This is a genomic window from Pseudomonas sp. P4_C4 (genome assembly GCF_056402055.1).
The window spans coordinates 1-20,971 of the sequence record NZ_JBFUID010000044.1; the positions used below are offsets into that span (position 1 = coordinate 1).

The following is a 20,971-nucleotide window of genomic DNA, read 5'->3' on the forward strand; positions in this document are numbered from 1 at the left end:
GCGCCGACGGCACCCTCACTTCGGTCACCGTGCATATCCTCGGCACCAACGATGCCGCCGTGCTGTCCGCCGRCATCGCCAACCTCACCGAGACCAATGCCGCCGTCGACATTTCCACCGCCGGCACCCTGACCATCAGCGACGTCGACAGCGCCGCAACCTTCGTCGCGCAAACCAACACCGTCGGCAGCTACGGCCAGTTCTCCATCGGCACCGGCGGTGCCTGGACCTACGTCGCCAACTCCGCCCACAACGAGTTCTCCGCTGGCACCACCTACACCGACGCCTTCGCGGTGAGCAGCGCCGACGGCACCCTCACCTCGGTCACCGTCCACATCGCCGGCAGCAACGACACGCCGGTAATGACGGCTGGTGGGTCGCTGTCATACACAGAAAACCAGGCAGCGACGACGATCAACTCGGCGCTAACGGTCACCGATGTCGACAGTAGCAACCTAACGGGCGCTACGGTATCGATCACCGGTAACTTCGCCACGGGTCAGGACGTACTCGCGTTCACCAACCAGAACGGCATTACCGGCAGCTACAACGCTGGCACTGGCGTGCTGACACTGACCGGAGCCGCTACGGTGGCGCAGTATCAGACCGCGCTGCGCTCGGTGACCTACTCCAACAGTAGCGACAACCCCTCAACAACGGCGCGCACGATTAGCTTCCAGGTGGATGATGGGGCTGCGGCCAACCATGCCAGTAATATCGCAACAACGACCGTCACGGTGTCGGCAGTCAACGACGCACCGACGACTTCCGGCCTGGCCATAACCGAGACGTCGATCAGCTTCGTCGCGACCGACCCGGACAATGCGACGCTGTCGCTGCAGAGTCCGTTTGCCGCAGCGTTCGGCAACCCCTCGATCACGAGCGGCGCCAGCACGAATCTGTCCCCCGCGGAACAGGGCTCCGTGGTGTCGGGTACCTTGCAGGTGAAAGATGGCAGTGTCTCGGCGAGCGTAGTGGAGCTCTATCTCGGTACAAGCGCGGGCAACAATTTCTCGGCGGGCAGCTCCGACACAGCGATCTACGGCTTCGGTGGCACGGACAATCTGTCCGGCGGTGCCGGTGCCGACTGGATTTTTGGCGGCGCGGGCAACGACGTGATCGTCGGCTCGGCGAATGACCGCCTGCTCGACGGCGGCACCGGAACCGATACCCTCAATGTCGGTAGTGTCTTCGTCAACACGAGCGACAGCCAGATCGCGAATATTGAAAACGTACAGATAACCACAGCTTCAGGAACGCTGATCCTGAACGTCCAAACCGAAAGTTTCACCATCTTTGGTACTTCGGGTGCCGATCAAATCGTCACGGGCAGCGGGAATGACACGATCTTTGGCACTGACAACGACACACTGCTCGATGGTGGCAGCGGTTCCGACACCCTGGGTACGGGTGCCCTCTTCACGAGCACAAGCGACGGGCAGATTACGGGTATCGAGAATGTATTGATCGGAACGGCAGCGACCCTGAACCTCTCCAACCAGACCGAAGGCTTCACCATTACCGGTTCTTCAGGCGCCGACACCATCACTGGTGGCGCTGGTGCAGACAGTATCAGCGCGGCGGGTGGCAACGACATCGTCAACGGTGCGCAGAACGACACGCTGCTCGACGGCGGAACCAACACCGATACGCTCAACGTCAGCGCGAACTTCACCAGCACCAGCAACGCCCAGATCGCCAATATCGAAAACGTGACGCTGACGACTTCCGGGCTGACGCTCAACCTTGGCAACCAGACCGAAGCCTTCAATATCAATGGTTCATCCGGCGTCGATAACATCAGCGGCGGCAGCGGGGCCGACACCATCAACGGCCAGGCGGGCAACGATACGCTGACCGGGAATGGTGGGGCTGACCAATTCCGGTTGCGCACCAACGGTGGCACGGACACGATCACCGACTACACGGACAACACCGACAAAATTGGCTTCCTGGGGGGGGCCGTGACGGGCGGTGTCGGCTTCACAACCGCTGGCAGTTCGGCCGGCACGACGCTTCTCGCCGGCGACTTTCAAACCCGGAACTCTATCAGCAACATCAATAACCCGGACGACAATAAAGTTGTTGTCATTCTAAGCGCGCAAACGACGAACGACATCACGACAACCAACCCTGCGGATGCAACGAACACATACGCAATCGTATTCAACTCGACGACCGGCAAGGGCGAAATCTGGTTTGACACAAACTGGAACGATGCGGGGGGCCGGGTACAAGTGGCGACGCTGAGCAATGTCACATCGTTGGCGGGGGTCACTGCAATCACGGCCTCTGACATCGTTGTCTACGACAGTACCCTCGGCCCCGCCGGTGTTGCTGGCAGCCCGATCAACCTGGGCCTGGCCGATGCGGTGACTCGCGCGGACGTTGCGACGGTGAGCATTTCCGGTTTTCCCGCAGGCTGGACCCTGAACCAGGGCGCCCACAATGACGACGGCAGCTGGACAGTGGACAAAAACAGCCTGGACACGCTGACGGTCACAACAGCAGCAGATTTCACGGGTGCCATGGTCTTGCCGGTCACGATGACCTGGACCAATGTCGATGGCACGGTGGATAGCGAAGTGATTCGCGACAACATCGAAGCCTACGCCCCCGGCTCGCCGATCTTCGCATTGTCGGCGGACGACAACCTGACCGGCTCCAGCGCCGCCGACCTGTTCGTGTTCGCCCAGCCGATCGGCAACAACGTGATTCACAGCTTCGACGCGGCGGCGGACAAAATTGACTTGATCGGCTTCACGGGCGTCAACGATTTTGCCGATGTGAGTGTCGCCAACGATGCGAACGGCAATGCCGTGCTCAGCATCAGCGCCGACCAGACGATCACGGTCAAAGGTGTGGATGCGGCGGCGTTGAGCGGGGCCAACCTGCTGTTCGATGTGGACCCGGTCACGACCAATACGGGCACCATCACCATTGCCGACGGCGCGATCATGCCGTTCGGTGGCAGCATCGACAACAGCGGCACCATAGCGCTCGGCTCCACCGGCAGCGGGACCGATCTCGAGATTCTGTTCCGTGGCGCGACGTTGACCGGTGGCGGGCAAGTGGTGCTGTCCGACAGCGCGCAGAACGTGATCTTTGGTGGCAGCGCGGACACGGTGCTCACCAATGCCGACAACACCATCTCGGGTGCCGGCCAGTTGGGAGCGGGGCAGATGACGCTGGTCAACTCGGGCCTGATCCTTGCCAGCGGCGTCAATGCGCTGGTGATCGATACCGGTAGCAGCGTCGTCGCCAACACGGGTGTGCTGCAAGCCAGCGGCAGCGGCGGATTGGTGATTGAAAGTGCGCTCGTCAACAGCGGCAGCCTGTGGGCGAACGATGGCAACATCACCGTCCACGCAGATGCCAGTGGCGCGGGAAGCGCGACTATCAGCGGTTCGGCGATCCTGGAATTCGGTGCAGCCTCCGATCAGCATGTGACGTTCGACAGCGGCGCGGCAGGCACGCTCAAGCTCGATGTGTCGGCGGCGTTCAGCGGCAGCGTCAGCGGTTTTGCCGCAGGTGACAAGCTGGACTTTGGCGATATTGCGTTCGGCGCCAATACGCAGATCACCTATGCAGCGAATGACGCAGGCACCGGCGGCCTGCTGATCGTGAACGACGGCGCGCACGCGACGCAGGTCGCGCTCAATGGCCAATACGCGGCGGCGGGATTGCAGGCGAACGCCGAGGGCAGCGGCAGCGAGCTGGCCTACGATGCAGCGGCGGCAAACCACACGATGCTGGGCGGCCAGGCCAACGACATTCTGATCGGCGGTGCAGGTGACGATTTGTTCTTCGGCGGGCTGGGCAACGACACGCTCAACGGCGGCCTCGGCAACGATACCTTCGTGTTTGCTGCGGCAGGTTTCGGCAACGACTCGATCCAGGGCTTCGATATCGATCCGGTCGGAGGGCAGGACTTGCTCAATATCGCGGGGCTGGGGATCAGCAGCGAGACGTTCGCTGCCAACGTGAGCATTGCGGCTGACGGGGCGGACACGGTGATCGGGATCGGAGTGGACACTATTCGCCTTGTCGGAGTTAACAGTGCAGGAATCGATCAGGCGGACTTTATCCTGACGGCATGATGCTTTTCCTGCTGGCCGCACGTTGCTTCGCGGTTTCAGCGGGAACTTCAGGGTACTGGCCAGGTCAATTGGGGCCCTGTATCGGAGATACCGAGCAGCGCTGAGGCCTGTTTTATGGCAGTGCCGTCCGAGATCAGTCGAGTCCGCCCCCCGATGCCAACCAAGAGTTTTCTACCGGGTCTCATCCTGGCGTTCTGCGCCGTCGCGTCGCTTTGTTCGGTTGCTGCCGAGCGAAGAGCGCCCGCGCAAAGTAACAGCGCATCGACCACCCTGATCGAAACCGCCTCGCGGCAGTATGAAAATGGCCAGTTGGACCAGGCCGCTGCCACGCTGGAGCGTGCCCTGCATATCCAGCCGAACAATCCCGCGACGTTGCATTACCTCGGTGTGTTGCGTCTTCAGCAGGGGCAGTACCAGCAGGCGGAAACCTTGGCGGCGCGCTCGAATATGCGGGTTGGTCGCAACGTCGAGTTACGCAACCGCAACTTCCAATTGATCCAGGCGGCGCAGCAGGCCCAGTCTTCGAATACCCCACCCACTGCCAAAGAGGACCTGGTTGCAGTACAGAAGGGGCTGGAAGCGGAAACCCAAAGGCACCGCGAAGCAGACATGGCCGTTGCTGAACAATCCACCGCGGACAATGGGCGCGACGCTGGCAACTTCGCTCGCGCAAAGGCAGATTGGACATCGGATTCACCGATGGCTGGCAGACCTCGACCCGAAGGAGAAGGGCAAGTGGCTTCCGTCCCGCCGGCGCCCGCGTACGAAGAGGTTGAGATTCCCCGCGGCCATTTGCCGCCTCCGGGTAAATGCCGGATCTGGTTCCCTGATCGCCCGCCGGGGCATCAGCCCCCACCCGGCAAATGCAAGAAGCTGCGATATCGGGTTCCGTCAGGGGCCTACCTGGTGCACGGTTGAGTTTCCGAGTGCCCACTTCTGGCCGTTATCGACCTGGTGCAAAAGCCGGTTATCCCTGGCAACGCAGCCGGCCCGATGCGCGCGGCTATCGGTTCAGCAGCGGCGCCAGCAATGCACACATGCCGCGCCAGTGTGAACCTTCCCAGTAAACCCGTTGGCAGGCGCCGCAGCGCAGGAAGTGCGAATAGAGGGCGCCAATGCGTGGCGGTACCAGCGGCCGAGCCAGTTCCGGGCTGATCTCGTGCAGCGGCAGGTTGCAATGCAGGCACAGGCTGAATGGCCGCGCGCTGCGCGCCAGGTCGAGGCGCTCGTACAATTCGCGCAGCTGCAGCGACGGTTTCAGGGCATGCACGTAACAGCCGTGGCTGATGATCCGCCGCTTGAGCAGTTCGCGGTCACGGGTTAGCACGATGCGTCCTTGCTGCGCAGCGATCTCGGCGATCTCGCCATCCTCGAAACCATTGTCGTAGAGAGTGTCGAAGCCACTCATGCGCAGCAGGCTGGCCAGCCCGCCAAGGTGCACATCAGCGACGAAGCGCAGCACCCGTAAAGGTTGCGCACGAACCTTGAGCAGCGGGCTGATGTCCAGTGCTTCGAACTTGGGATACACCGCCAGCCGGTCACTGTCGAGGATCACCCGCTCGAAGCCTGCCGACTCGCCGTTGAGCAGCACCAGCTCGACCTCGGTGTGCGGTACTCCGAGCGCCTCGATCATGTGCTTGACCGTCGCCCCTTGCGCGCACTCGCAGGTGAAGGATTGCCGCCGCCGTTCGGCCGGCAGGAAATCGTTGAGTTCATCAAAGAAGCGGAAAGTTGCACTGGTCATGCTCAACAGTATGGCAGGGCTGCGGGATGTGCGAGTCTGGTCCGGACACCACCCATCTCGCTTGGGAGTGATCGACTTACCTGCTTATCACGATTTAGCCACTACAAAGCTTGTAACAGGGCGCCCGAAATCATTCCCGAAAAAGTCGTCTCTACCGGACCGGTCAGGACGACAGATCCCACGCCATCCCATTGAACCGTTACAGTTCCGCCATCACATTCAACCTCAACGCAATTGTCTAACAAGCCGCGACGAATTCCGTTTACAGCAGCGCCACAAGAGCAGGAACCTGAACCAAGCGGAATCGCTCCCCAGCGCTCCCAAATGCGCAAACGAATGTGCTTTCGGTCAATGATCTGGACGAAATGCACGTTCGTCCTGAGGGGGAAAAGGGAGTTGGTTTCTATGATCGGTCCGATTGTCGCTATGTCCACAGCTGTAAGATCATCCACAAAATAGGTGCAGTGCGGATTTCCCATGCTGCAAGCTGTTGGGCTACCCGCAAGTGGCAAACCTACAGTATCCATTTCCACAACCAGAGGAATATCCGTCCAGTCGAAAAGTGGTACCCCCATGTCGACGGAAATTGCGCCGGTTGAGGTCCGTTCGCAAGTGAGCAGGCCCCGGTTGGTTCGAAGCGTTATCGACGCAGTATTTGATTCGCGCATCAACATATCCGCGGCACCCCGTGTCGCGCTGCCACAAACGTCCAGCGTGGAGCCATCTGCATTCCAAAACATCAAGCGCGCATCWGCATCATCGTCATCGAGCACCACCGCAAGTTGATTGAACCCGACTCCCCGGGTCCGGTCACCCATTCGCCGGGCCATGCTGTCTGTCATGGGATTGGACGAGTTGCGCGAATCCACGATAACGAAGTCATCGCCATTGGCGTGCATTTTATGAAACCTCAGCGGCATGAATTGACCCTGGCGATGAGAAAAGGGATGAGTTGATGTTTAAAGTCGATCTATCCCCATACGCATGGTTTTTGCAAGCTGTGTGGAAGCTCAAGACGGGGAGGTGCCTGGCAGACAATTGCGTTGCGCAGTCAATCTTTAGGAACAAGCAGTCCGCTCTTGGCCGTTATTTGCCTGTCACGACCGCAGCCGATTGCTGCGAGAGGTCGACGGGCTCACCGGCATTGCCCCACAAGCCCTCAAACCTGAAATGGCTCTTGGATTTCTGTGTCTGCCGCTCAACTCAAAAATTATCGATTTTTTGAAATCACACCACTCATGTATTGATTTAAATCGCGCAGATCTTCAATCCTCCATGAGTACGGCGATAGCTTTACACCATTCTCTCGCAAAGTTTTTGGAATCAAGTCTCCATTTGGACGAAGTATTATCGATGATACAATCACGCCCGGATAATCATTTAATCGTTTTTTGAAAACGGATGTTGTTAGATCAGGTGTAGGAGGATTGCTTTTGTTAGCCAATGGTCCTGTTGCTTTGAGATCTATTCCGTGGCACATGGTGCATCGCTGTAAATAGAGATTTTTTCCATTAACATTATCCGCGAAGGATAGTGATGTTTGAATTAGCGATAAAATTCCTAGCGAAGCGATGAATAATATTTTCATTGTTTTTATCTTCCTTGATGGATCAGCGTCGATTGGACGCGATTTGGTGCGCGGGAAAGATATCAGCCATCGTATCGGCACACACAGTCATTTCTGATGCCCATTGAATCAACTCGTTTTCCGATCGCGCCAGGTAGCCGGGTAGTTGCTTTGAATCAATACCTGCTGGTTGGGCGTACCAGGACCAGGCTTTACGCCCAACAGGACATTCGAGTAACCCAGTCTACACGTCAGTGTTTTCAGGTTCCTCCAGCCAGTCCTCGAAGCGCTCCGTCTTACCGGGTTGTACCGGATCATCCATTACCAGCATGGTCATTTCCTTCCATGGTCACACCGTTCGACGGTGCTTTCATCCTGAGATAGCACGAGGGAAATCGAGCCCTGCCATTAAAGTGGGGCGGCAAGGTAGTGACGGGGAGCGTTGAAGTCAATATGCCAGCAAAGGCCCCGTCAATCGCTCACTCAGTCGTCGGGGCCGGGGCTTTACTGCCCAAGCGGATCAGCTCATTGGAGAAACACAGCCCGACGATGATCAGTGCCGCCCCCGCGAACAGGCTTTCGCGCGGTACTTCATGGAGCACCACAAACGCCAGCAGCGCGGCGAACAGCGGCTCGGTCAGTTCCAGCGCCTGCACTTGGGATGGCTTGAGATATTCGATGGCCTTGGTGGTGCAAAAGAAGCCGAGGATGGTCGGCAGCGCGGCCAGCGCCAGCAGTGCGGCGATCGCCAATGGCGACAGCTCGCCGATCACAAAACCATCGGCCGCAGCCGGCATCAGCAGGTACAGGCTGCCAAAAAACAGCAATTGCCGGGTGAGGTGCAGCCCCCCGGACACGCCCATCTGCTTCATGGCAACCGAAAAGGCCCCATAACCGCAGCCGGCCATGGAGGCAAGCGCAGCGCCTTGCAGGGTAAAGCCCTGTTGCAGGTCGGCGCCAAAGATCACCGCGATCCCGGCGATGGCCAGTGCGGCGCCCACGGTCGCGTTCGCGGTGATGGCATCCTTGAGGAAAATGCGCCCCAGGATGATCGAGGAAATCGAGGCACTGGCCATCAGCACCACCACTACACCTGCCGCAGCGTAATGCCGATAGGCGGACGTTTCGAAGTGAAACAGCACGAAGATGCCAAGGAAGGCGCAGATTGCCGCCTGAGTCCATTTGGCCGTAGACGCCGGGCGCTTGAGGAAAAGCAATAGGATCGAAAGTAGCAGGCAACCCAGCAGGGTCTTGATGACGGCCACACTGCTGGCAGTGAAGCCATTACTCATGAGTACTTTGCTAAGCACACCGATCGTCGCGTTCAGTGCCGCGGCGCAGAGTGCAAACATGACGCCTTTGCTGAAACTGGATTGCATTGATGACGGTCCCTGTCGTTGCTTTGTCGTTAGATAGAATGCCAGCCCATATCGACGGCGCCAAGTTCGAGGATACAAAGATCCCGCCAAACTCCGCATGGCGCCTTTGCGACTGTCAGTCTTGTGACTCGTCCTGAACAAGGGGCAAGCCCAGGCACTTACAGTGGCAAGGTATTGCAGTGCTTGATCTCCTTGAGCGAAAACCCGGTGTACATTTCCTTGATATTGCCGAGCGTACGTATGCGATGCATGGCGAGTTCATGGAATGCCTCCATGTCTTTGACGACTACCTGCAAGAGGTAGTCGTATTTCCCCGACACTTTGTGACAGGCAATAATGTTGGGCAGCGCCAGAACGCCCGCTTCGAAATGCTCCATGGCGTCCTCGGAGTGACTATCGAGGGTGACGCTGATGAAAGCAAAAAGTCCCAGCCCCATGGTCTTTGGGTTCAAGTGCGCGTGATACCCGACAATCACCTCCTCTTCCAGGCGCTTCAGGCGCTTCCAGCAGGCTGGCGCTGACAGGTAGACACGAGCGGCGATCTCGGCGTTCGTCAGGCGACCATTCATTTGCAGAATTTCCAGAATTGAACGATCAACCTTATCCATTTCCGCCATGTGTTCTCTCCCTTTAACAATGAGTACGCGGTAGGGCGATTGGCCCCATCCCGCAGGTCCTTGATCAAGCATCCATTTCTAGAAACGACAAATATTAGAAAGAAAATTACCTAAAGAACATATTTTAGATAATTAACGTCTGAAAAATAATCAAATACAGATCCGTTTCGAAAGCTAATTTTCAAGGCGCTGAAATACAATTTCTTGTCATTTCCGACACCCAAGCCACTGGCTCTGACAATAAAAACAAGTAACAACGGAGGCAATATTGAGCATTTTCAGAACAAAAGACCTGGACGCAATGATTGCTGCTGCCCGAGCTCCTGCCGGGTTGAAAAAAGTGCTGGGGCCGATGGATCTGGTCCTGATTGGTATCGGTGCAATCGTGGGGACAGGCATCTTTGTATTGACCGGAACCGGCGCATTGACTGCGGGACCGGCCCTCATGGTTTCATTCCTGTTAGCGGCGTTGGCCTGTGCATTTGCAGCGCTCTGTTATGCTGAGTTCGCCTCATCTGTACCGGTAGCAGGCTCGATTTACACCTACAGCTACGCGACGCTGGGAGAGTTGGTGGCCTGGATGATCGGCTGGGATCTGATGCTCGAATACGGACTGGCCAGTTCGGCTGTGTCTGTTGGGTGGTCGGGTTACTTCCAGTCCCTGCTGAGCGGATTTGGGCTGAATCTTCCGGTTGTGCTTACGGCGGCTCCAGGCTCTTTGCCCGGTGTGGAAACCTGGTTCAACCTACCCGCGCTGGTGATTATGCTGGCAATTACCTGGATGCTTTCCATGGGCATCAAGGAATCTGCGCGCGTAAACAACGTGATGGTGATCATCAAGATCGCCGTGGTGCTGCTCTTCATCGCCGTTGGTGTGCGACATGTTCAACCGGCTAACTGGCAACCTTTCGCGCCCTTCGGTGGCCAAGGCATTTTGAGTGCTTCGGCCCTGGTTTTTTTTGCTTTTATTGGTTTCGATGCGGTTTCCTCTGCCGCCGAAGAAGTGAAAAACCCGGCGCGTGACCTCCCCATCGGCATTATCGGTTCCTTGGCCGTTTGTGCGGTGTTGTACGTTGCCGTTTCAATGATCATGACCGGTATCGTGCCCTATGCCCAATTCCTTGGCGTTGATCATCCGGTCTCATTGGCGTTGCAACATGCCGGTGAAAGCTGGGTTGCCGGGTTCGTTGATTTAGGCGCAATCATTGGCATGACGACGGTCATTCTGGTTATGGCGTACGGTCAAACCAGGATCATCTACGCGATGTCGCGCGACGGACTGCTTCCCCAGCGCCTTTCCAGGGTTCATCCACGATTCGGCACACCATTTTTCGCCACCTGGATGGTCGGAATAGTCTTCGGGCTGATCTCGGCTCTGATTCCGCTGAACGTCCTCGCCGAGCTGATCAATATCGGTACGTTGGCCGCATTCAGTCTGATCTCGGTGGCAGTGATCGTATTGCGCAAGACCCGACCCGATCTCCCTCGCGCATTCAGATGCCCGGGCGTGCCCGTTGTTCCGTTGCTCGCCATCGCGTTCTGCGTAACCTTGATGACCTTCCTCAAGCAGACGACCTGGCTGGTATTTGGGGCGTGGTTGGCAATTGGCCTGGTGATCTACTTCGCCTATGCGAGGCGCCGCTCGTTGTTGCATTAATCCGGCATTTCGTCAGGTCTCTCTGGAGTGTCAATCAACCTCCAATAGTTTTCAGGTGCGAAACTGCATTCCAGTTGCGCACCTGATTGCATTCGCCTGTCAATCCTCACCTCATTTATCCTGCTTTTTGTCAAAGCGAGCAGAACTTGCTATCAGGACCCGCTGTGAGGATTGCAACACTTCTTGAATGGGGCCTGTTTGCTCTATAACCGAAAAGGATAGTCACGATATTCTATTGCAGCTATACGTGATCCCGCTCTCGGCCAGGAATCGGAATACAAACTGTCCGCCATGGGGCCAGGCTGTGTGAAAACGTCTGAGATTGTCTAATCTTCTGAGCGTCTAGATCGTATCGGGGGCGATCATGAAGCGATTCATTGAAGGTGAGGCCCGGACGCAAGTCACGTTGCTGCCGGAGTGCCTGGACGATTACGTAGCCGAAGAAAATCCAGTGCGAGTGGTCGACGTTTTCGTCGATGAACTCGACCTGGGTGCACTTGGGTTTGAGGGTGTGCCCTGCAGATCCGATTGGACCATGATCCAGGGAAGATGAGGGTTCGCCGACAGACTGTTGAGCATTCTTTCGGAACGCTCAAATATTGGATGGGAGCTACCCACTTCCTGACTAAAACCCTACCGAGGGTAAGTACCGAGATGAGCCTTCATGTGCTCGCCTACAACCTCAAACGAATGATGAGCATCTTCGGCATCGCAGGGCTGCTTGAGGCGATCAGGGCGTAAATCCAACTGCTTGCTCACCCGTTAGTGGCCGCTGATTCCACAGGCAACCCTCGCGACTCTCAGCCTTCAATGCAGTCAGCGTGTTTTCACACAGCCTGGACCCAAAGCGGCCTGTCGTAGCTGGCACACAAACGCCACTGCCTCCTGAACAGCGACGTTGTCTTGAGTCGTTACTCGGCCTGGTAATCGGCAACGAGCTTGTCCAAAAATACGAATAGCTTCTGGTTCATCGCATCGTAATCGTTAGCCCGCAACGCGGCTGGTTGCTGAACAAAACGCCGGTCAGTGAGCGTTATCAGTTCCGCCTCCGATGCCTGGATCAGCAGTTCCACGACGTCTTTGGTGAGCTCCATATGGCATTGAAAGCCGTACACCAGTTGGTGGTATTCAACGATTTGACGCGGGCAACCCTTGCTGTACGCAATGATCTTGGCGTCCAGGGTGAGCCCTGGCATGTCATTGTGCCAATGGCCGACTTCCAGGGTTTCCCCGAAGTGCGAAAACTTCGGATTAGCCAAACCCTCTTGGGTTAAATAAATCGGGAATTTGCCAATTTCCTTTTCAGGGCTGTGGTTGAACGTGGCGCCGAGTGCTTCCCCGATCAATTGCGACCCCAGGCAGGATGGCCGCGCTGTTTCGTCGGCTCGATCAGATGTGACAAAACCCGGTCTGGCGCTGGGCTTTTCTACTTTGTGCAGGGCTCGGATGGAATGAGGACGACTAAATCCGTATCACCTATGTCGACACCCGCTTGTGAAAGCAAGGTAGTAACTTGTCCGCGGTGATGCGTCTGATGGTTGAAGAAATGCATGACCAAACCATAAAAGCTCCTGTCAGCGGGTACTCCCTTCATGTTTGTGTAATTGAGGGTGTGATCTAAATCCGAATCTGTAATGGAGCGAGCCCATGCGACAATTATCTGATCGAGCGACACTCTATGTGCCGAAAGCTCCCGGATATTTGAGTACAGTAACTGGTCGAGGCTTTCAGGGGCGGGAAGCTGCCGAATCGGCTCCAGAGCCAAGTGGTTAGCTGGGTGCCTGGCGAATCGCTTTAGCCAGATAGTGTCCCCGGCCACCAAGTGGTTCAACGTCCCGAGAATAGAACCAAAGAATGCTTTCCTATCCACTGAGAGCTCTTCATGTGGCAAGCTTCTGGATGCCTCATAAATCTTTGCGTTCATCCACTCGTTATAGGTCGCCATCAGGCAAATATGGTTGGGGCGGCTCATCGTGTTCATCCTTTGAGTGAATACTTGATAAGCGATCCACGCTCATCCTGAAACCCAGTCTAGTGCTGGGCTTTGTTGTTTCTGAGGTGATGCAACAGGGAAAGGGACCACTTTTGCTTGGTAAGCGCCCGGTAAAGTCATCTGACTTTCACCTGACAACCAACCTGATAGAGAAACAATCGAACGCGCTTATCGGGAAAGCTCACATACCATTACAGCCATCCCAATTTCAGCCAGGTCAGTTTTGAAAGGGATTTCACCGACCTTTTGGAAACCGAATCCCTCATAGAAGCGCCGGGCGCTTGAATTGGTCTTGAGTACGTCAAGCCAGAGCAAGCGTTCTCCGCGCTCTATCGCTCGGTTGCAAATGAAATGCAGAAGCTGTTTCCCATACCCTCGTCCTGCTTCAGATTTGAGGAAGTAAATCTTTTGAAGCTCCGCGCCCACTGTGCCAGTTAGAGGCGCAGGCGTTGACCAGTTAACTTTGGAAAAACCTACGACCCTACCGCTTTCGTCTGAGACTATAAGCCACAAATGGCGAGCGGATGATTCGAGTGATTTTCTGAGCGTGCAGTATGAGAAGTCTTGATTGAGGAAGCCCTGCATGCCGGCGAGAGACCAGATGGCCGAAAAATGCTCTCGGTAGGTCTCACAGCCGACTTCACGTAGAACATTGAGGTCGGCTTTAGTCGCTTCACGAATGTTGATCATATTCTTCCCCGGTCTATTCGCATGAAGAGTTTGATGGGAGCTCCCGGCGACGAAATTTGTCTTAGTTGCTAAGGGCCGGCCTGCGCTCGGGTTCTATCGTCATCAAAACAGAATGTAAGCACCAGACCAATCGTAGGCGAACGGTGAACGGCGCACCCACCTTGCATGATTATGCCGGCTGCCACTTATGCGACAGCAGACTGGATCAAACTCATGATCGCCGCCGCCCGTTTGCCGCTGCGTAGCGATCCGGCAAACATCCAGTTCGAGCGCCCAACCAGGTGGATCTCCTGGATCTCGTCCTGGGACATTATCCATTGGTCCAGGGATTTCTCGTCCTTGCCGATCGAGAGGATCTTTATCTGACATGACCTTCTCCTTAAGAATATTTGCCTTATCTTCGCGGCATGAGCACAACGCCACTACAGTGCTGCGTGTCTGGCCACCGTCCGCTTCTGGCCGTTCTCTGCCGATCATGGTTACAAAGCGTGCTGTTCAAATCCGATGCAATCGGTGGTCAGAACGAATGCAAATGACTGGTCAGGTCGAATGCAAGCGGGTGGTCAGGTGGAGTGCAATTTCGCAGTCATCTGACATGGTCGCTTCTCCAGTTCTTGTAGAAATCGTGGCAGCGACCAAAAAAATGGCCCGCATGCGGGCGGGCCAAATGGGAATTCTTCAAAGGAGCAGGGTTAATCTGCGCTCCACCATGTGAGCGATTGGTGAAAAGCATGTCGCAGAAACGAAAAAGCCCGGCACATTAGCCGGGCTCTCTGTAGATGGGCCAAATCCCTTTGGCTGACTGCATTGTGCTTGGTAGGTGTGACGAAGGCATGACAGGGGCAGATACGAGAAGCCCGGCTCTGGACCGGGCATTTGAGTTACATCGGTACGACCGCCAAGCCGCTACAACATCTCGCCGTCATACCACGCGCCTACTCCGCCTTCCCCCGCACACTTCTTCTCGCCTTCATAACCCGCCAGCTAGTTTGTGCCGTTCAATGGAGAACCCTGCGACTCTCTCCAATCCTGATCCGATCAAGCGCCCGGTTTAATGCGTCCAAGGCATCGAGGAGAGCTTTCGCCTCGGCTTCCCGGCCATCCCCCCATAGGCGTTCAGCCATTTTGTTCAGGGCTTGGATAGAACGCTCAATTTCAGCAGCAGTCACTGCTGCTTTACTGTCCGTCAGCTTCTTCTTCATTGAGTAACCGTTTACAGAGCATTGCTTGTATTTCAGATCTAATGCGAATACGTCTCGCCAGACGCATGGCTATTCAGCCTTCCGGACAATCCTTCCCGCCTTCACCTCATCTGTGTAAGCAGTCAGCCGATCAGCTTGCTCATGCAGCTTTTCGATCGTCTCCATTGCCTCCAGAAGCTCTGTATCCCCGCGCTGTTTTGCAAGCCTGAACATTTCCAGGGCAGCTTCTTCGAGGGAATATGCAGCGGCTTTCAAGTCGCGGCGTAACTCTTGATTGGGTTTGTTAAGTGCCATGACAACCTCCTGCCAATCCCTTCCGCGATCATTGGCAGTGGTCTGCCTTCGCCGGCCGGACTACCTGACCTGCACCGATTTCTTTAATCCAGCCATCTAACCGATTCTCACCTTGCTGGAAGATTGTGATCATCCTTCGAAGCGCCTCAGCGTCTGGTCCATTACCTGCGTGGCTTAGCCGCTCGGCAATCCGAACTAACTCCACGGCCGACCACTTCAGATCAGAGGCGACACCCTGCAGATCGCGCTTCAGGTCCTGCACTGGTTTGTTGAGCCCCATCATCACCCCTTACAAGTCCCCACAACACTAATCCGATATTCAGCTGCGAAATTGCACTCTACTTGATCACCCGCTTGCATTCGACCTGACCAGTCATTTGCATTCGTTCTGACCACCGATTGCATCGGATTTGACCAGCACGCTTTGTAACCATGATCGGCAGAGAACGGCCAGGAGCGGTCGCTGGGATAAAGCTGAAACAACCAAAATCTACTTCCCTTCAAGCTTTCGTTTCAGTCGCCCGAGATCACTATTGACGATCAACTTATGGGCTAGACCTACCGGCAACATGTAGATGCGCCCAAAGACGTTATGCGTTACGACAGATGATGTGATCGTGAACACTCGATCTGTTATCGAAAGGCAAATCATGACATCCAGATGCCGGTCACGTTCGGTCAGAACCAGTATGTCGGGGGCACTATGCTCCACCAGAAAGAAATCCAGCTGTTCGCCAGCGTGTACTGTCTCTCGCCTAGCGCCGGAGAACCCGCCGATCCGCTTCACGCCGAATAACGAGGAAATCGCGTCCCTCGTTCGGAAAGCTAGCCGCATGAACAGTCCCGGTTCGGCCGTCATGATGTTCCAAGCGTCAAGAGTGGTTATTTCAACAGGGAGTGGAACCGACCTGCTGTCATAGTAATCAAGATCGGACAGTGCACGCAGAGTGTGAGCAGGTGATGTGGTAGCCAAACATTATCTCCTTCAGTTGCCCGACTGCCATTCCTGATAAAATCGGAAGCTGATTATCATGTAGCCATGCTACGTCATGATTACCCCCAAATCTCCCTTAGCTGTTCGCTGGGTGAATATCTGACGGCTACAGGTCGGTATGGGTCGCGAGCTGCCCTTCACTACCGGCGGCTCTCGTTGCGAAGTGGTCATCGAACCTTGCGGCATCCATTTTGCCTTCCTGCTGACTCTTTCAATCCCACCTTCAAGGACTGAACCTTTGATCGCATCCCCCTCCAAACTCCTCTTCCTGCCCGGAGCCTCGGGTAACACCCGGTTTTGGCTTCCGGTTGCTGAGCGCCTGGCCCACCCGGCGCAGCAGGTCCATATCGGCTGGCCCGGCTTTGGAGACACTCCGCCCTTGCCTGGCGTGACCGGCATGGATGATCTGGTGGTTCGCGTGCTGGCCGAGATCGACCGACCCACAGCGCTGGTGGCGCAGTCTATGGGCGGTATAGTCGCTGTGCTTGCAGCGCTTGAACGCCCTGAACTGATCACGCACCTGACGCTGACCGTCACCTCTGGCGGGGTGGATATGTTTGCTCTGGGCGCGCATGACTGGCGCCCGGATTTTGCTGCCGCCAACCCGACACTGCCGAGTTGGTTTCTCGACGACCACACCGACCTCACGCTCCGGTTGGTCGAGTTGCGCATGCCAGTCCTGCTCCTCTGGGGAGATTCTGATCTGATCAGCCCCATTCGCGTCGGCCAGCGCCTTGCTCAACTGTTACCCCGCGCTGAACTACACGTTTTCCCTGGCGCCGATCACAATCTGGGTTTTACTCACGCAGCCGAAGTGGCAAGGTTGATCGAGAGACATCTGGTCTGCTGATGAGCGGAGCACTTGTTGCCACCGCTTCGGACTGATTGTGCGGCCCCGTGCGTTTCAAGACCTCTCGGATAACGGACAGACAACCGGTGGCATATCGCGCCTAACCTCGCCGGATACTCTGCGCAAACCGCATAGAGATGAAAAAAAGCGTCGTTAAAAGTGTACGAACCAGGATTGAGTCTATGACATGCGATTTTGCACCTGGTTAACCTGCTATGGGGCCATTTTCTGCCAACTGTGACAGGCAGAGAACGGCCAAAAGCAATGGGATGGACTCCTCCTCACTTCGGCATCCTGAGTGCCAGACTGAAGGTGCGAACCCTGGGCTCAGTGAAGAGGAGCGTAACAAGGGCACCGCTACGCTCATCGCTATTGCCGGTTTGATCGTCAACATCGTCAGTGCCCTGCTGCTGGGCCACGGGCACAGTCATGGGCACGATCATGTTGATCATGGCCATACCCATGCTCATCACGGGAACGACAACAACCTGAAATCGGCCTATGTCCACGTCATCGCAGACGCGCTGACGTCGGTTCTGGCCATCGCAGCGCTGCTCGCTGGTCGGTATCTGGGTTGGGTATGGCTGGACCCGGTCATGGGCATCGTCGGCGCCATCGTTATCGCGCGTTGGGCATGGACCTTGATGGGGGTCACCGCAGGTGTATTGCTGGATCAAACAGACGCGCACGTTGCCGAGGAAATCCGCGAACTGGTTGAGAAACCGGGGGATGCCACCATCACAGACTTGCACGTCTGGCGGGTTGGACCGCAAGCCCATGCGGCCATCGTCAGCGTCCTTGATGAGTCCAGTGCGAACGCCGACAGCATTCGTGAACGTCTCAAACCGGTTCACGAAGTCAACCATCTGACGGTCGAATTTCGACCGGCCTGATTCAGCGCCTCCCCTCCATTATCTCCAAAGGAACTTGCGATGCCTCCAGGGAAACGTGAACTGGCGCGGATCGAACACTGGTTGATAACCACGCTGACCGAAGCGTGCGAAACAGCAAAAGGTGAAATCAAAGGCTTTACCTGGCTCACCCACACTGCTGACCTGAACGCGTTGGCTGAAACCCTGAAGGTGATCTGGGTGTTCGAAACCTTGGCTGACAGAAAGCTCGCCCAGGTAGTCGCGAAGGCTCGCATCTTTGAGCTGACGGCCATCGCGTTGAATGAGGCCTACATCGATCTGAACCTTTCAGATCGCTCCCAGTAACGCGTTGGCGTCGCCCACACAAAAAACTGGCTTGCTGGCGCTCAGCAAGGTTGCAGTACTGCTTTCACTGCTTCCACCGAGCGTTCGACGTCCCTTGTTGTCATGGCATTGAACATCGGCAGCGAAACGATCAGACGGCCAACCCGTTCTGCAATCGGGAACATACCTTCCTTGAAGCCGCGCGCGCGGTACAAGCTCAATAAGTGGATCGAGGGGTAGTGACAGCCGATGCCGACACCGTGCTCTTGCATCTGCTCCATAAACGTGGCCCGGGCCGGCTTACCGTCCTGACGCTCTGGCAGCACTAGCTGAAACATGTGCCAGTTGCTGTTATCGAAATCGGCGACCGGTAGTTGAGCACCGTATTTCGCTTCGAAATCACTGCCGAGGCACTCGAAATAGTATTTAGCCAACTCTCGACGATGGGCAGTGATCGCTTCAATATGCGCGAACTGGTCCAGGCCGATGGTCGCGGCAATGTCGGTCATATTGTATTTGCCGCCCAGGACATCCACATCCAAACCATCGAAGCCGCTGCGAGTGACACCCTGCAACCGGTGTTTCTCGGCAAGACGTGCCTCTTCGAGATTATTCAGCACCAAGCAACCGCCTTCGGATGAGGTGATGTTCTTGTTGGCTTGGAAGCTGAAGGACACAAAATCACCAAAAGCCCCGATGCGCTCGCCTTTCCAGGACGAACCCAGCGCTTGTGCAGCATCCTCCACCACCCGCAGGTTGTGTTTTTTCGCCAGCGCATATAAACGATCCATATCCAGCGGCAGACCCGATAGATAGACCGGAATGATCGCCTTGGTCCGTGGTGTGATTGCCGCTTCGACTTGAGCCAGATCGATATTGCGAGTGACTGGATCAACGTCGACAAACACGGGGGTCGCACCCACTTCAATGATCACGTTGGCCGTTGCAACCCACGAGATCGGAGTGGTGATGACTTCGTCACCAGCACCGATACCCGCGATGCGCAAGGCGATCTCCATGGTGCAGGTTCCGGAATTGAACGTCCGTACCGGGCGTCCGCCGAAATAGTCCGAGAGCTGCGCTTCGAATAACTGGACCTTAGGCCCACTGGTAATCCAGCCGGAGCGCAAGACGTCGCCGACGGCTGCGATCGTGGCTTCGTCGATAGAGGGTTTGGCAAACGGCAGGAAGTCTGGATAGTTCATGATGGTCGTGAAGTCCTTATATATTTGTTGGAGTAATCGACAGCCTGTGAATAAGGAGTTGGCGGGAACACGTAGACGCTTTCGGTCGCAGCCACGTAGCCGAAGCACTGCAATGTCGGCCATCAGCATCCAGCTAGAGACTCAACAGATTGGTAGCGGGTGCGCCCGGTCGTCCAGGCGCCTTGCCGCGCGCCTGGTTTTTCACTCAACGATGACATCAGCCTGGCGGCGATAGCTCGGGGTATGAGCCCGCTCACCACAACCACCGACAATAAATCTCTCGCCCCTGTGCAGCTGACGAGAATACGGCGTTATACCACCGCGGCAGCCGTGGCGGGTTCACCGTCGACCACTACGTTGTACGGTGCCTGTTCGCGATCACGCAGGCCGTAATCACGAATCACCGATGTCACGCGCACGCGATAGTCATCGAAGATTTTGTCGCGCCCGGCGCGCTGGGCCGACAGGTGGGCTGTCACGTTGCGCCACTGCACCACGGCTTCCTCATCGCGCCAGGTGGTGACCGACATCACCTTCTTGGGGTTCAGCGTGCTTTGAAAGCACTCGACGGAGATAAACCCGCTCATGGGTTCAAGCAGCGGGGTCAGCTTGTTGACCAGGTCAACATAGGTCTCGCCCTGGCCTGGCAGTGCCTGCAACTCAAACAAAACTACGATCATTCTTGACTCCTCATCCTTGACGGTATTTTTCAGGTGGTTTTACATGGTGCAAATGCGGGGGGGAGGTTGCCCGACCGCCTTTAGTGTTTTATCGGGGTGCCCAGGTTGTTCAGCCAGGCCCGCATGACGTGGCCCGCGGCGCGGGTCAGGCGGTCGCCGAGGTTAATGGCCTCGCTCCGCAACGCAACAGGATCGATGCCGGTTTGTGCCAGTTCGCTGGCATGGCCAACCAGCCATTGCTCGATGTTGGCGGTATCGGCTTCGAGGTGAAATTGCAGGCCGAGAATCGTGTTGCCCACGGCGAACGCCTGATGAGCACCCACCTGGGTACTGGCCAGCAGCACAGCGCCTTCCGGCACATCGAACTGGTCGCCATGCCAGTGCAGCACGGGGGTGTCCATCAGCGCGGCGAGCGGCGAGTCCTGACCGGCCGCGGTCAGGGTCAGCGGTGAAAAACCGATCTCCTTGACCCCCATCGGGTAGACGTTGGCGTGCATGGCCCGGGCGATCAATTGCGCACCGAGACAGATACCCAGCAGGGGATTACCGGACGCAACGCGCTGGCGCACCAGCTTCAATTCGTCGTGCAAAAACGGATACAGCTGCTCGTCATGGGCCCCGATAGGGCCGCCGAGTACGATCAGCAAGTCGGCCTGCAACACCTGCTCGCTGTAGATGGCGTCGACCGTGGGGTCCAGGTAAATCAGCGTATAGCCTCCTTCGGCCAGAACGGCATCCAGGGTGCCAACGTCTTCGAAGTGAATGTGGCGCAATGCAATGGCAGTTTTCATGGAAAAACCCAG

20 protein-coding genes and 4 pseudogenes are annotated in these 20,971 nt (G+C 56.6%); 8 read left to right on the plus strand and 16 right to left on the minus strand.

What is annotated here, in order from left to right; translation table 11 throughout:
• On the plus strand, nt 1–4,100 hold a 4,100-nt coding region (locus tag AC1DXW_RS21320), incomplete at its 5' end, for a beta strand repeat-containing protein (protein ID WP_477760419.1).
• 153 nt (nt 4,101–4,253) lie between these two features.
• Complete coding sequence (locus AC1DXW_RS21325; RefSeq protein ID WP_477755577.1) at nt 4,254–5,018, plus strand: tetratricopeptide repeat protein; 765 nt, start codon at nt 4,254–4,256, stop codon at nt 5,016–5,018.
• An 85-nt stretch (nt 5,019–5,103) separates the two neighbouring features.
• Here the strand turns inward: AC1DXW_RS21325 and AC1DXW_RS21330 are convergent, their stop codons facing one another.
• From AC1DXW_RS21330 to AC1DXW_RS21350, 5 genes are all read right to left on the minus strand, one after another.
• Entirely contained in the window at nt 5,104–5,844 is a 741-nt protein-coding gene (locus AC1DXW_RS21330; protein WP_477755576.1) for a Mut7-C RNAse domain-containing protein, read from the minus strand.
• A 101-nt stretch (nt 5,845–5,945) separates the two neighbouring features.
• Complete coding sequence (gene dapF, locus AC1DXW_RS21335; RefSeq protein WP_477760420.1) at nt 5,946–6,764, minus strand: diaminopimelate epimerase; 819 nt, start codon at nt 6,762–6,764, stop codon at nt 5,946–5,948.
• 290 nt (nt 6,765–7,054) lie between these two features.
• On the minus strand, nt 7,055–7,432 hold the full coding sequence (locus AC1DXW_RS21340; protein ID WP_477755574.1) for a c-type cytochrome: 378 nt from the start codon (nt 7,430–7,432) through the stop codon (nt 7,055–7,057).
• A 458-nt stretch (nt 7,433–7,890) separates the two neighbouring features.
• A complete protein-coding gene (locus AC1DXW_RS21345) occupies nt 7,891–8,790 on the minus strand; it encodes a DMT family transporter (RefSeq protein ID WP_477760421.1) in 900 nt (299 codons plus the stop codon).
• Between the two features lie 158 nt (nt 8,791–8,948).
• The gene (locus AC1DXW_RS21350; protein ID WP_477756489.1) at nt 8,949–9,407 is read right to left on the minus strand and encodes an Lrp/AsnC family transcriptional regulator; all 459 of its coding nucleotides are present in this window, start codon (nt 9,405–9,407) and stop codon (nt 8,949–8,951) included.
• 268 nt (nt 9,408–9,675) lie between these two features.
• Here AC1DXW_RS21350 and AC1DXW_RS21355 point away from each other — a divergent pair, with 268 nt between their 5' ends.
• From AC1DXW_RS21355 to AC1DXW_RS21365, 3 genes and pseudogenes are all read left to right on the plus strand, one after another.
• Nucleotides 9,676–11,064 (plus strand): amino acid permease, encoded by a 1,389-nt coding sequence (locus AC1DXW_RS21355; RefSeq protein WP_477756490.1) that lies wholly within the window; start codon nt 9,676–9,678, stop codon nt 11,062–11,064.
• Nucleotides 11,065–11,428: 364 nt separating this feature from the next.
• Nucleotides 11,429–11,578 (plus strand): annotated as a pseudogene (locus AC1DXW_RS21360) (IS5/IS1182 family transposase); the annotation flags it as partial.
• Between the two features lie 2 nt (nt 11,579–11,580).
• Nucleotides 11,581–11,805 (plus strand): annotated as a pseudogene (locus tag AC1DXW_RS21365) (transposase); the annotation flags it as partial.
• A gap of 170 nt (nt 11,806–11,975) precedes the next feature.
• Here AC1DXW_RS21365 and AC1DXW_RS21370 read toward each other — a convergent pair.
• The 8 genes from AC1DXW_RS21370 to AC1DXW_RS21405 all read right to left on the minus strand — a co-directional run bounded on the left by AC1DXW_RS21370 (nt 11,976) and on the right by AC1DXW_RS21405 (nt 16,216).
• A complete protein-coding gene (locus tag AC1DXW_RS21370) occupies nt 11,976–12,512 on the minus strand; it encodes a glutamine amidotransferase-related protein (RefSeq protein WP_477760432.1) in 537 nt (178 codons plus the stop codon).
• Complete coding sequence (locus AC1DXW_RS21375; protein WP_477760422.1) at nt 12,491–13,036, minus strand: DinB family protein; 546 nt, start codon at nt 13,034–13,036, stop codon at nt 12,491–12,493. The genes AC1DXW_RS21370 and AC1DXW_RS21375 overlap by 22 nt, the downstream gene beginning before the upstream one ends.
• A 189-nt stretch (nt 13,037–13,225) precedes the next feature.
• Entirely contained in the window at nt 13,226–13,747 is a 522-nt protein-coding gene (locus AC1DXW_RS21380; protein ID WP_477754916.1) for an N-acetyltransferase family protein, read from the minus strand.
• Between the two features lie 185 nt (nt 13,748–13,932).
• Nucleotides 13,933–14,058, minus strand: a complete 126-nt coding sequence (locus AC1DXW_RS21385) for a hypothetical protein (protein ID WP_477754924.1) — start codon at nt 14,056–14,058, stop codon at nt 13,933–13,935.
• Nucleotides 14,059–14,745: 687 nt separating this feature from the next.
• Entirely contained in the window at nt 14,746–14,949 is a 204-nt protein-coding gene (locus AC1DXW_RS21390) for a hypothetical protein (RefSeq protein ID WP_043302433.1), read from the minus strand.
• Between the two features lie 69 nt (nt 14,950–15,018).
• Complete coding sequence (locus tag AC1DXW_RS21395) at nt 15,019–15,243, minus strand: hypothetical protein (protein ID WP_008019294.1); 225 nt, start codon at nt 15,241–15,243, stop codon at nt 15,019–15,021.
• Between the two features lie 28 nt (nt 15,244–15,271).
• A complete protein-coding gene (locus tag AC1DXW_RS21400) occupies nt 15,272–15,523 on the minus strand; it encodes a hypothetical protein (protein WP_043302427.1) in 252 nt (83 codons plus the stop codon).
• A 210-nt stretch (nt 15,524–15,733) separates the two neighbouring features.
• Nucleotides 15,734–16,216 (minus strand): DUF2867 domain-containing protein, encoded by a 483-nt coding sequence (locus AC1DXW_RS21405; RefSeq protein WP_128605297.1) that lies wholly within the window; start codon nt 16,214–16,216, stop codon nt 15,734–15,736.
• 259 nt (nt 16,217–16,475) lie between these two features.
• On the opposite strand from AC1DXW_RS21405, the gene AC1DXW_RS21410 reads away from it, so the two are divergent.
• The 3 genes and pseudogenes from AC1DXW_RS21410 to AC1DXW_RS21420 all read left to right on the plus strand — a co-directional run.
• Nucleotides 16,476–17,087 carry an alpha/beta fold hydrolase gene (locus tag AC1DXW_RS21410; protein ID WP_477754923.1) on the plus strand — a complete coding sequence of 204 codons (612 nt, stop codon included), beginning with the start codon at nt 16,476–16,478 and terminating at the stop codon, nt 17,085–17,087.
• A 344-nt stretch (nt 17,088–17,431) separates the two neighbouring features.
• A pseudogene (locus tag AC1DXW_RS21415) lies at nt 17,432–17,980 on the plus strand (cation diffusion facilitator family transporter); the annotation flags it as partial.
• A gap of 39 nt (nt 17,981–18,019) precedes the next feature.
• A pseudogene (locus AC1DXW_RS21420) lies at nt 18,020–18,298 on the plus strand (hypothetical protein); the annotation flags it as partial.
• A gap of 47 nt (nt 18,299–18,345) precedes the next feature.
• Here the strand turns inward: AC1DXW_RS21420 and AC1DXW_RS21425 are convergent.
• The 3 genes from AC1DXW_RS21425 to AC1DXW_RS21435 form a co-directional block, all read right to left on the minus strand.
• Entirely contained in the window at nt 18,346–19,488 is a 1,143-nt protein-coding gene (locus tag AC1DXW_RS21425) for a DegT/DnrJ/EryC1/StrS family aminotransferase (RefSeq protein ID WP_477754917.1), read from the minus strand.
• A 311-nt stretch (nt 19,489–19,799) separates the two neighbouring features.
• Nucleotides 19,800–20,168, minus strand: a complete 369-nt coding sequence (locus tag AC1DXW_RS21430) for an antibiotic biosynthesis monooxygenase family protein (RefSeq protein WP_007985036.1) — start codon at nt 20,166–20,168, stop codon at nt 19,800–19,802.
• 80 nt (nt 20,169–20,248) lie between these two features.
• Nucleotides 20,249–20,959, minus strand: coding sequence for a glutamine amidotransferase (locus AC1DXW_RS21435; protein ID WP_448093385.1), 711 nt, complete (start codon nt 20,957–20,959; stop codon nt 20,249–20,251).
• Between the last annotated feature and the right edge of the window lie 12 nt (nt 20,960–20,971).